This is a genomic window from Dorea acetigenes, assembly GCF_025567385.1.
Taxonomy (GTDB): Bacteria; Bacillota; Clostridia; order Lachnospirales; family Lachnospiraceae; genus Claveliimonas; species Claveliimonas acetigenes.
The window spans coordinates 98,102-108,688 of the sequence record NZ_JAOQJU010000003.1 but is presented as its reverse complement, the minus strand read 5'-3'; the positions used below and the strand labels follow the sequence as shown (position 1 = coordinate 108,688).

The 10,587-nt window shown below is 44.7% G+C and carries 11 protein-coding genes, 1 tRNA gene and 1 riboswitch; of the genes, 10 read left to right on the top strand and 2 right to left on the bottom strand.

Translation table 11 applies throughout. The features are described 5' to 3' along the window. The coding region (locus tag OCV99_RS04990) for an S-layer homology domain-containing protein (protein WP_262574921.1) at positions 1 to 721 on the top strand (721 nt) is incomplete at its 5' end. 81 nt (positions 722 to 802) lie between these two features. On the opposite strand, the gene OCV99_RS04985 is transcribed toward OCV99_RS04990, so the two are convergent. Together OCV99_RS04985 and OCV99_RS04980 are read right to left on the bottom strand one after the other, a co-directional pair. Then, positions 803 to 1,390, bottom strand: a complete 588-nt coding sequence (locus OCV99_RS04985) for a TetR/AcrR family transcriptional regulator (protein WP_158368799.1) — start codon at positions 1,388 to 1,390, stop codon at positions 803 to 805. Between the two features lie 109 nt (positions 1,391 to 1,499). Beyond that, positions 1,500 to 2,534, bottom strand: coding sequence for a proline racemase family protein (locus OCV99_RS04980; RefSeq protein ID WP_158368797.1), 1,035 nt, complete (start codon positions 2,532 to 2,534; stop codon positions 1,500 to 1,502). 312 nt (positions 2,535 to 2,846) lie between these two features. Here OCV99_RS04980 and OCV99_RS04975 point away from each other — a divergent pair. The 9 genes from OCV99_RS04975 to gcvT all read left to right on the top strand — a co-directional run bounded on the left by OCV99_RS04975 (position 2,847) and on the right by gcvT (position 10,566). Beyond that, positions 2,847 to 2,944: transfer RNA gene (locus OCV99_RS04975), tRNA-Sec, on the top strand. A 164-nt stretch (positions 2,945 to 3,108) separates the two neighbouring features. After that, the gene (locus tag OCV99_RS04970) at positions 3,109 to 4,509 is read left to right on the top strand and encodes a proline reductase-associated electron transfer protein PrdC (protein ID WP_158368795.1); all 1,401 of its coding nucleotides are present in this window, start codon (positions 3,109 to 3,111) and stop codon (positions 4,507 to 4,509) included. Positions 4,510 to 4,674: 165 nt separating this feature from the next. Then, positions 4,675 to 6,543, top strand: coding sequence for a D-proline reductase (dithiol) proprotein PrdA (gene prdA, locus OCV99_RS04965; protein WP_158368793.1), 1,869 nt, complete (start codon positions 4,675 to 4,677; stop codon positions 6,541 to 6,543). A 16-nt stretch (positions 6,544 to 6,559) separates the two neighbouring features. Then, positions 6,560 to 6,856, top strand: a complete 297-nt coding sequence (locus OCV99_RS04960; RefSeq protein ID WP_158368791.1) for a CBO2463/CBO2479 domain-containing protein — start codon at positions 6,560 to 6,562, stop codon at positions 6,854 to 6,856. A gap of 2 nt (positions 6,857 to 6,858) precedes the next feature. Next, entirely contained in the window at positions 6,859 to 7,311 is a 453-nt protein-coding gene (locus tag OCV99_RS18475) for a glycine/sarcosine/betaine reductase selenoprotein B family protein (protein WP_465245501.1), read from the top strand. A gap of 27 nt (positions 7,312 to 7,338) precedes the next feature. After that, the gene (locus OCV99_RS18470) at positions 7,339 to 7,584 is read left to right on the top strand and encodes a proline reductase (protein ID WP_004607306.1); all 246 of its coding nucleotides are present in this window, start codon (positions 7,339 to 7,341) and stop codon (positions 7,582 to 7,584) included. Between the two features lie 126 nt (positions 7,585 to 7,710). After that, positions 7,711 to 8,478, top strand: a complete 768-nt coding sequence (gene prdD / locus OCV99_RS04950) for a proline reductase cluster protein PrdD (RefSeq protein ID WP_158368994.1) — start codon at positions 7,711 to 7,713, stop codon at positions 8,476 to 8,478. Between the two features lie 13 nt (positions 8,479 to 8,491). Then, on the top strand, positions 8,492 to 8,971 hold the full coding sequence (locus tag OCV99_RS04945; protein WP_158368787.1) for a glycine/sarcosine/betaine reductase component B subunit: 480 nt from the start codon (positions 8,492 to 8,494) through the stop codon (positions 8,969 to 8,971). A 262-nt stretch (positions 8,972 to 9,233) separates the two neighbouring features. Beyond that, a riboswitch (glycine riboswitch) is annotated at positions 9,234 to 9,330 on the top strand. A gap of 147 nt (positions 9,331 to 9,477) precedes the next feature. Next, entirely contained in the window at positions 9,478 to 10,566 is a 1,089-nt protein-coding gene (gene gcvT / locus OCV99_RS04940) for a glycine cleavage system aminomethyltransferase GcvT (protein WP_158368785.1), read from the top strand. The last annotated feature ends 21 nt before the right edge of the window (positions 10,567 to 10,587 follow it).

Below are 10,587 nucleotides of genomic sequence, written 5' to 3'. Positions count from 1 at the left end.
AGGCAATAAGTATACAGAAGAATCCTGGGCAGCATACCAGAAAGCTTTGAAAGATGCAGAGGAAGTTCTTGCAGATAAGGATGCAGACCAGGCAGCAGTTGATGCGGCAGTGAAAGCGCTTGCAGATGCGCAGGCAGCATTGAAGCAGGCAGGACTTCCGTATGATGATGTTACGGAAGGTGCATGGTATTATGATGCAGTTGCATACAATTATTATGCAGGAACCATGACCGGATTAAAACCGGATCATTTTGGACCTGCTGATACACTGGTAAGGGCACAGTTCGCAGCAGTACTTCATAAGATGAATGGTGAAGAAAAAGTAGAGTATACAGACAAGTTCCCGGATGTAAGGGAAAGTGACTGGTACAAGGATCCGGTTCTTTGGGCGGAAGCAAATGAGATTGTAACCGGATACACAGATACAAAACTCTTTGGACCAAACGATGATGTTACCCGTGAGCAGATGGCAACGATGATGTATCGTTATGCAAAGGATTACAAGAAGTATGAAGTAAGTGAAGGCGGCGATTACAGCTCATTCCCGGATGCAGATAGCGTACAGACATTTGCGCAGGATGCTATGAAGTGGGCAGTAAAAGAAGGCATTATCCAGGGTAAGACAATTGACGGCGTACTTTGCCTTGATCCGCAGGGAAGCGCAAATCGTGCAGAGTGTGCAACAATTATCCAGAGATTTATGGAGAAATACGAGAAGTAAAATTTCAGACAGGAAATAATCTCAGACAGAGGGCGGTGTGACTGATAACAGTCACACCGCCCTCTTAAAGCTTTTCTGTATTTATACGCCCTTCACAAACGTATCCAGTACATGAGGCAGCAGTTTGTCGCTGTAATCGGTGAGCGGAATCTTGCCTTTAGATAGTGCCCAGTCATACAGCAGAGCACGTTCATACATTGCGTAAATATCCATCAGTTCATCGGCTGTGGAAGTGTCTGCGAATTCCCCGGTGTCCAGCCCGTTTTGGATGATCTCTGTTATCCATTTGAAATAAAAGCGCTTATGGTCGGACAGAGACTTTTTATCCTTAGTGATAAGCTGGGAAGAGTAAAGGTATGCCAGCAAGTGGATGTCAACACTGGTTTCAATCATATAGAACAGCTCATGATTTAAAAACAGCAGCTTATCGCGTGAGGACGATTCGGGGCTGATAACGCCTGCTAATTCTTCGTATTTTTCATCAAATAAATCGGATAAAGAATTTAATAAAGCTTCTTTGCCCTTGAAGTAATGGTAAAAAGTCCCTTTTGAGGTCTTGGATGCTGCAATGATTTCCTCTACGGTAGTATGATCGTAGCCATTCTTGTAAAACAGATTCCAAGCGGCCTTTACAATGCGGTTCTTTGTCGATTGGCGTTTCCTTGCCATTGGGAATCCTCCTTTCTTTTTATTCCGGCGTATTTTCCTTTATCACAAACAAAGCGGATTCATGTGACTGAATCCGCTTTAAAAGACTTATTTATTGCCGTATGGTTAATTAACCTACCTGGAAACCATATTTCAACGGATCTTCCGGATCGATTAAGTATGTGGCAACGCCTGTCAGGTAGCAGCTTCCTGTAATCATCGGAATAACTGCATCGTAATCAGCGACTTTTGTAGTTTCTTTAATTACGCCCTTGAATAAAGAACCGATAAAGCTTTCGTAGATGAACTCTTCACCAACTTCAATTTCACCCCAGTGATGAAGCGTAGCAAGTTTAGCGCTTGTACCTGTTCCACATGGTGAGCGGTCAGCCATAGCATCACCGAAAATAACCACATTTCTCATGGTTGCCTTGTCCGGATTCGGAGTTGGGCCATAGAATTCAACCAGGTCTACTGTGTCGATGTCAAGCAGCGGGTGCTTTACAGGAATTTCTTTGTTGATTGCATCTAACATTTTCATTCCAAGTGCTGTATATGCCGGGACGGTCTTAGGATTAATCTCGCCGATATCCAGCTTGGTAGTATCAACCAGAGCAAAGAAGCTTCCGCCGAAGGAAATGGTGAATTCGATTTCCTGTCCGTCGATGGTTACTTTCTGGTTCTCTTTGTAAACAAATGCAGGTACATTTGTAAGGGTAACGCTTTCAACCTTTCCGTTCTTTACAATAGCCTTTGTGCGGATGATTCCGGCAGGAGCCTCAAGGATAACCTCATTTTCTCCTTCGTGGGATTCAACAAGACCTGCTTCTATAGCGACCGTAACAGCTCCGATTGTACAGTGACCGCACATGTTAAGGTATCCGCCTGTGTCCATAAACATTACCCCAAACTGTGCTTCTGGATTTACAGGCTCGCAGAGGAAAGCGCCGAACATGTCGTGGTGTCCTCTTGGCTCAAACATAAGAGCGGTACGAACATGATCGTAATTTTTTTCCATCCATTTCTTCTTCTCAATCATGGTGTTACCTTCTGGTTCCGGGAAACCTCCGATAACGATTCGGCAGAACTCGCCGACCGTGTGGGAGTCAACTACCTGGAGAGCTCCTTCAAAACGGTCAAAATTAACATTCGCTTTTAATTCCATATCTTTTACCTCCTGAATCGTGTGATTCTTATAGAAAAAAACTATAAGTGTTTTATAAAAGCACACGGAAAACCCCGTTTCCGCTGTGTCTTTTTTTAAAAAAGATTAAAAAATGTTAGTTTTTTAACAAGCAGACCATGTTCTAGACCCCAGTCTAGTATCTGTTCTAGTCAAAAGTGGATTCTATATTTATCATTATGAGGGAAAAACCTTGAAAAGTCAATGGTTTTTTGCTAATATAGAAGTGGGTAAAATTGGTGTTGAAATCTGTGAAAAACTGTGCTATTGTTAAGTGGCGTAAGGCAACAATACGGGGGTAGATGGGTGACTGGTGTGCCTCCTGGTCTTCAAAACCAGTGTGGGGCGTTAGGAGCGTCCTGGGTGGGTTCGATTCCCACATGCCCTCGCCAAAAAAAAGACAATGTTTTTGAAAAAGCTGATTTATAGATAAAAATTATAAACAAAACATTTTTCGGAAGATGTATAAACGGCAATGCCGGGAGTCAGAATAAGTAAACGGGATGGAGAGTTTCGTTTTTTACTTATTATAAAAAAGAAAAGGAGAGAATGTGTCATGGGAAATGTACAGATTTTATTGCGTCAGCATGTGGGCGCGCCGTGCGCACCATGCGTTGAGGTTGGGGCAGACGTAAAAAAAGGTACTTTGATTGCTGTGCCGACAGGACTTGGAGCTAATATTTTCTCAAGTGTTTATGGAAAAGTGACTGAGATTACGGAAGACCGGATTATTATTGAACCGGCCGAAGAACAGCCAGATGAGTTTGTGCCGATTGATGTGCCGGAAGATGCTTCTAAACTGGATATGGTGAAGGCAGCCGGAATTGTTGGTATGGGAGGTGCCGGATTCCCGACGGGCGTGAAGCTGAATATTAATCTTGCTGAGACACAGATGGGTGAGATTGACCCGGAGATTAATCCGGAACTTCCGGCGGATTTTAAAGTGGACTGCGGATATATTCTTGTAAATGCTGCTGAGTGTGAACCGGGACTGGAGCACAATATCAGACAGATTGAAGAGCAGTGCGACAAAGTAGTGCGCGGTGTGAAATACTGTATGGAAATTACACATGCAGACAAGGCTATTTTCGCAATTAAGAAGAAGAATCAGAAGGCGATTAAGACATTGCAGAAAGCGCTGGAAAGCGAACCTGCGATTTCCATGCATCTGCTGCCGGATATTTATCCGATGGGCGAGGAGCGTGCGGTGGTAAGAGAGTGCCTTGGCGTGAATCTTACAACGACACAGCTTCCATCTGCTGCAAGATCTGTTGTAGTCAATCTGGAGACAGCGGCGAAGGTTGCAGAGGCAGTTGATGAGAAGAAACCGTGTATTTCTAAGAATCTGACCGTCCGCGGCAAGCTGGTGGGCGGCAATGGAGCACATGTATTTATGGATGTTCCGGTAGGCGTAAGCGTTGGAGAACTGATCGAGCGCGCAGGCGGAATTGACGGCAAGTATGGCGAGATTATCATGGGCGGAGCATTTACCGGCAAGTCTACAGAGTTGGACGAGCCTATCACGAAGACGACCGGCGGAATTATCGTTACGGTTGAGTTCCCGGATCTCCATGGGGCGAATGTAGGAATCCTTGTCTGTGCATGCGGCGGAAGCGAGGCGCGTATGCGGGAGATTGCGGAAAAGATGAATGGTAAGGTTGTGTCTGTCTGCAGATGTAAGCAGGCGATTGAGAATAAGCCGGGGGCACCGCTTAAGTGTTTAAGACCCGGTAATTGTCCGGGACAGGTTAAGAACAACATGCAGTTTAAGAAGGACAAGTGCGAGTATATTATTATCGGCAACTGTTCCGACTGCTCCAATACGGTTATGGCATCCGGTCCTAAGATGGGACTTAAAGTCTTCCATCAGACAGACCATGCGATGCGGAGTGTTGGACATGCCTTGTATAGAAGCCTGAAGGTTTCCAAACAGGTGAGCCAGGACATTGATTTTTAAATCTGCAAAATCTGCAGAGTGTTTGTTGGTATTACTATTGCAGGCGGCAGTGTGAAAGACCCCCGATTCTTTTGCAGAGGAGGGCGCAAGGTTCTCCCGGAAGCCGTATGCGATTGTATATATACATTACATTAACATGTAAACCAAATAAGGAGGGAAAACAATATGTCAATTACAGCTGAAACAGCTAAAGCTCATGCTCATGATCCTGCGGTTTTATGTTGTAGAGCCGAAGCCGGCATTACAATTGAACCTGCGAATCTGGAAGATCCTGCGATTTTCGATGATTTGGTAGATTCAGGATTATTGAACCTCGATGGTTGCCTGACTATCGAAGAAGTTTTAGGAGCAACACTTACAAAAACATGTGATTCTCTTGCTCCGTTGACCGTTGATGTATTAGATGGAGTAAAGGCTCCGTCAGCACCTGCGGCAGAAGAAGAGGAGGAAGCTGTAGAGGAGGCACCGGCTCCGGCAGCACCGGTTGCGCCGGTTGCAGCAGCACCGACAGCAGGAGGAATGCTGAAAATCCACATCGGAGAAGGTAAAGATATTGACCTTCAGATTCCGGTTGGAGCACTTGGCGGCGGCGCGGCAGTAGCAGAAATTGCACCTGCGGCACCTGTGGCAGCAGCGGCAGGAGCAGAAGCTCCGGCAGCAGAAGCGGAAGAAGAGAAGGTTGTAAGATCTTTAACAAGAAAGCATTTTAAGATCACAGAGGTTAAGAGAGGACCGGAGACGAAGATTGAAGGAACAACTCTTTACATCCGTGAAGGAATTGAAGCAGATGTTATCGCAGATCAGGAACTGGTTAAAGATTTCCATCTGGAAATCATCACTCCGGATTTATATCACACATACTCTGAGACGATCATGGATGTTCAGCCGATCGCTACGAAAGAGGGCGACAGCGACATCGGAACAGGCGTTACCAGAGTGCTGGACGGCGTTGTTATGATGCTGACAGGTACAGATGAAGGTGGAGTTCAGATTGGTGAGTTCGGTTCTTCTGAAGGATATCTGGATGAGAATATCATGTGGGGACGTCCGGGATGCCCGGATAAAGGAGAAATCTTTATCAAAGGTAATATTATCATTCAGGAGAAGACGAATATGGAACGCCGTGGGCCTATGGCAGCTCACACAGCGTTTGATATTATCACACAGGAAATCCGCGAAGTTATGAAGAAGCTTGACGAGAGCCTGGTTGTTGACACCCAGGAACTGAAGCAGGTTCGCCGTCCCGGAAAGAAGAAAGTTGTTATCGTTAAGGAAATCATGGGACAGGGAGCTATGCATGACAACTTCATTCTTCCTGTAGAGCCAGTCGGCGTTCTTGGCGCAAGAGCGAACGTAGACCTTGGAAATGTTCCGGTTTGTGTATCTCCGCTGGAAGTTCTTGATGGATGTATCCATGCATTGACTTGTATCGGACCTGCATCAAAAGAGATGTCCAGACATTACTGGAGAGAGCCATTGGTTCTGGAAGCTCTTCATGATGAAGAGGTTGACCTCTGCGGCGTGGTATTCGTAGGATCACCTCAGATTAACGCAGAAAAGTTCTATGTATCTAAGCGTGTAGGACACACTGTAGAGATGATGGATGTTGACGGAGCGTTTGTTACAACAGAAGGTTTCGGTAACAACCATATTGACTTCGCAAGCCATATTGAGCAGATTGGTATGAGAGGAATCCCGGTAGTTGGTATGTCTTTCTGTGCAGTACAGGGTGCGCTCGTTGTTGGTAACAAGTATATGACATATATGGTTGACAACAATAAGTCTGAATCCGGTATTGAAAATGAAGTACTTGGATGTAATACCCTTGCTCCGGAAGATGCAGTCCGCGCACTTGCTATGCTGAAGACAGCTATGGCGGGAGAAGAAGTAAAGGCTGCTGAGAAGAAGTGGAATCCAAACGTCAAGTCTACAAATGTTGAATTAATTGAAGCTGCTTATGGCAAGAAGTTAGAGCTTGAGGATAATGAACAGTCTCTGCCGATGAGCCAGAAGCGTAAAGAGAAATATGACTAATTCAGGTGTTTAAAGAATGAACAATGAAGGCTTGAAATATGGCGATAAAATCATTTACATGGAGGGTGTTGTAGTAGAGGTTGATGATTGCAGTATCAGTGTCGACTTAAAAGGGCGCCTGGGATTTTTTAAAGCGCCGAAGCGGATGTTTATCTGCGATACGGAACCCAAAGTGGGACAGGAGTTCGGATGGAATATGAGTTTCCCGGAACAGCTTAGTCCTGAAGTAAATGAAAAATATGTCAGCAACATGGAAAAAGAACGACGCAAACAAGAAGAAATGCGTAAGCGTTTGGATAATAAGGAGGTCTAAAAATGAGTTTAACGGTTGTTAAAGGTTTACAATCTGAAATATTCGTTCCTATTACTCCGCCGTCTGTATGGACTCCTGTAACAAAAGAGCTTAAGGATATGTCTATTGCTCTTGCTACAGCGGCAGGTGTTCATAAGAAATCCCAGGAAAGATTTAATCTTGCTGGTGACTTTACGTGGAGAAAGATAGAGAACACAACGCCATCCAGTGAGTTAATGGTATCTCACGGCGGCTATGATAACAGTGATGTTAACAAGGACATTAACTGTATGTTCCCAATTGACAGAATCCATGAGTTAGCAGCAGAAGGATTCATCAGAGCTTGTGCTCCTGTTCATGCTGGATTCATGGGCGGCGGCGGAAACCAGGAAAAGTTTAAAGGCGAGACTGGTCCGGCTATCGCACAGATGTTTAAAGAAGAGGACGTTGACGCAGTAGTTCTCACCGCTGGATGAGGAACCTGCCACCGCTCTGCAGTATTGGTGCAGAGAGCGATTGAAGAAGCTGGAATTCCTACAATTATTATTGCAGCTCTTCCGCCGGTTGTTCGTCAGACCGGTACTCCTCGTGCAGTTGCTCCGTTGGTACCTATGGGTGCTAATGCAGGTGGACCGCACAATGTTGAACAGCAGACACAGATTGTAAAAGCGACACTGGAGCAGTTGGTAGAAATCCAGACTCCTGGAAAGATTGTTCCGCTGCCATTTGAGTATGTAGCAAAGATCTAATGTCTATGAAGGGCAGATGTATAACATCTGCCCTTTTATGATATAAAAAATCAAAACAATATATTGGAAAAAAATATGAGATATTGTATAATATAAAATATGAATTGCTATGGAGGTGACGTGAAATTGGCTGATGAAATCAAAGATCTGCGGCGTTTGGTAATCAAAGCGTTCCACATGACAGATGTGGAGTGGGGCGAGCATAATGATATTACAGTAGACGGGCATATGACGGTTAGCAAAGAAATGATTGACCAACTGGTGGCTGAGGAAGAATTTCTGGAAAAGATTGATATTCAGATTATTAAGCCGGGCGATCATGATCGCTGGACGAATACCATTATGGATATTATTCCGATTTCTACTAAGGTTCTTGGAAAGCTTGGAGAAGGGATTACCCACACGATTACCGGAGTCTATGTGATGCTTACCGGAGTGGATGTGAATGGCAAGCAGTGCCATGAATTTGGATCATCGGAAGGGAATCTGAAGGAGAAGCTTTATTTAAATCGGGCCGGTACGCCGGGAGACGATGATTATATTATTTCCTTTGATGTTACGCTGGCTGCGGGCATGGGACAGGAAAGACCGGGTCCTACGGCGGCTCACCGCGCCTGTGACAAGTTTATTCAGTCCTACCGCGATAAAATGAAGAAGTTTAAGGGCGATAAGTGTACGGAAAGGCATGAGTATCATGATATTGTGCGGCCGGGCAAGAAACGTGTTCTGATTATTAAACAGGTGGCAGGACAGGGAGCAATGTATGATACACATTTGTTTGCAAAAGAACCTTCTGGTGTGGAAGGCGGAAAATCTATCATTGATATGGGGAATATGCCGGTTATTCTGACTCCGAATGAATACCGCGACGGCATGATTCGTTCCATGCAGTAGGAGGTGTGTAAGAATGGGAATTGGTCCTTCAACAAAAGAAACATCGTTACATCATTTTAGGGATCCACTTTTGGAGGTAGTATCGGAAGATACGGATTTGGATCTGATGGGCGTGATGCTGGTAGGTTCGCCTGACGGCAATGAAGATAAGATGCTGGTAGGCACGAGAGCGGCTGTGTGGGCGGAATGTATGCGCGCAGACGGCGTTATCCTTTCCTGTGACGGATGGGGAAACAGCCATGTGGATTATACGAATACCATTGAACAGATTGGTACGCGCGGCATTCCGGTAACAGGTATTACCTTTAATGGTACGGTTGCCCAGTTCGTCGTTGTAAATGATTATCTTGATGCCATCGTAGATATTAATAAGAGTGCGACTGGTGAGGAGACGGATGTTGTGGGCGAGAACAACATGGACCGCATTGACTGCCTGAAAGCGAAAGCACTTCTGAAGCTTAAGATGCGCAAGAAAGATCAAGAAGGTAAATAAAAGCAGAAGCAATAGAGGGGCGCTTTGATGTAAGGCGTCCTTTTTATATGAAAAATTTTAATATACATATTGGGATTGCCAATAAATATAAAGTGCTTAAGTGGAAAAATCCTCGAAAATAGGGTGTTTTTAAGAAAATGTGAAAAAATCAACAATAATGTGAAAAAATAGCCAAACTTTTATGGTTGTATTGCACAAAAAAGACGTTGACAAATGAAAATACGATGGATATAATAAGGGCAAATCAAGGATAGGTAATTGGTTGATGAATTCAAGAGAGATCCTGGTATGATTTGCAGGACGCCGAAGGGGCAAGAGGAGATTTGAAACTCTCAGGCAAAAGGAATTGAATTCGGACAAAGCTCTGGAGGACAGACGACAGGGAACTGAAACATTCATTTAGATGAATGTTCCGGTTCCTTTTTTATAGTATAGGAAAGTTTTCGCTTTCCTATACTATAAAAGGCTCTGACAGACTTTATATACCAGGAAAAGGAGGAGCAAAAATGGAATTGAAGACACCATTGTATGACGCACATGTAAAAGCCGGAGGAAAGATCGTGCCGTTTGGCGGATATTTATTGCCGGTACAGTATGAGGCGGGGGTAATCAAAGAACATATGGCGGTCCGCACTCAGGCAGGACTGTTCGATGTATCTCACATGGGAGAGGTGCTGTGTGAGGGCAAGGATGCACTTGCGAATCTTCAAATGATTTTGACGAATAACTTTGACAATATGGTGGACGGACAGGCAAGGTACAGTCCCATGTGTAATGAAGATGGCGGTACGGTTGATGACCTTATTGTTTATAAGAAATCAGATGAGCATTATTTTATTGTTGTGAATGCGGCAAATAAGGATAAGGATTATCAGTGGATGCTTGCTCATCAGTTTGGTGAGGTGACATTTACCGATGTGTCTGAGCATTATGCGCAGCTTGCATTGCAGGGTCCGAAGGCAATGGAGATTTTGAAAAAACTTACGGCGGAGGAAAATATTCCGAAAAAGTATTATCACGCTGTATTTGACACAGAGGTTGCAGGAATCCCGTGTATTATTTCCAAGACAGGATATACAGGGGAAGACGGTGTAGAGCTTTATCTTGACAGCGCTGATGCGGAGAAGATGTGGGATATTCTTTTGGAGAATGGAAAAGAAGAAGGGCTGATCCCCTGTGGGCTGGGAGCAAGAGATACGCTTCGTATGGAAGCGGCAATGCCGCTTTACGGACATGAGATGGATGATACGGTATCCCCATTGGAGACGGGGCTGGGATTTGCCGTGAAAATGGCAAAGGAAGATTTTATCGGTAAGGCAGCTCTGGAAGACAAGAAAGCGCCTCAGAGAAAGCGTATTGGCCTGAAAGTAACTGGGCGCGGAATTATCAGAGAGCATCAGGATGTTTTTAAGGACGGATGTAAGATCGGAATTACCACTTCCGGTACGCACTGCCCATATCTTGGGTATCCCATTGCAATGGCGCTGGTGGAAGAAGGAACGGCGGAGATCGGCGATAAGTTAGAGGCAGAAGTAAGAGGGCGTAAAGTGGAAGCTGAGGTTGTGGCGCTTCCGTTTTATAAAAGAAGTAAATAATCATTATAAAGAGAAAAGGAG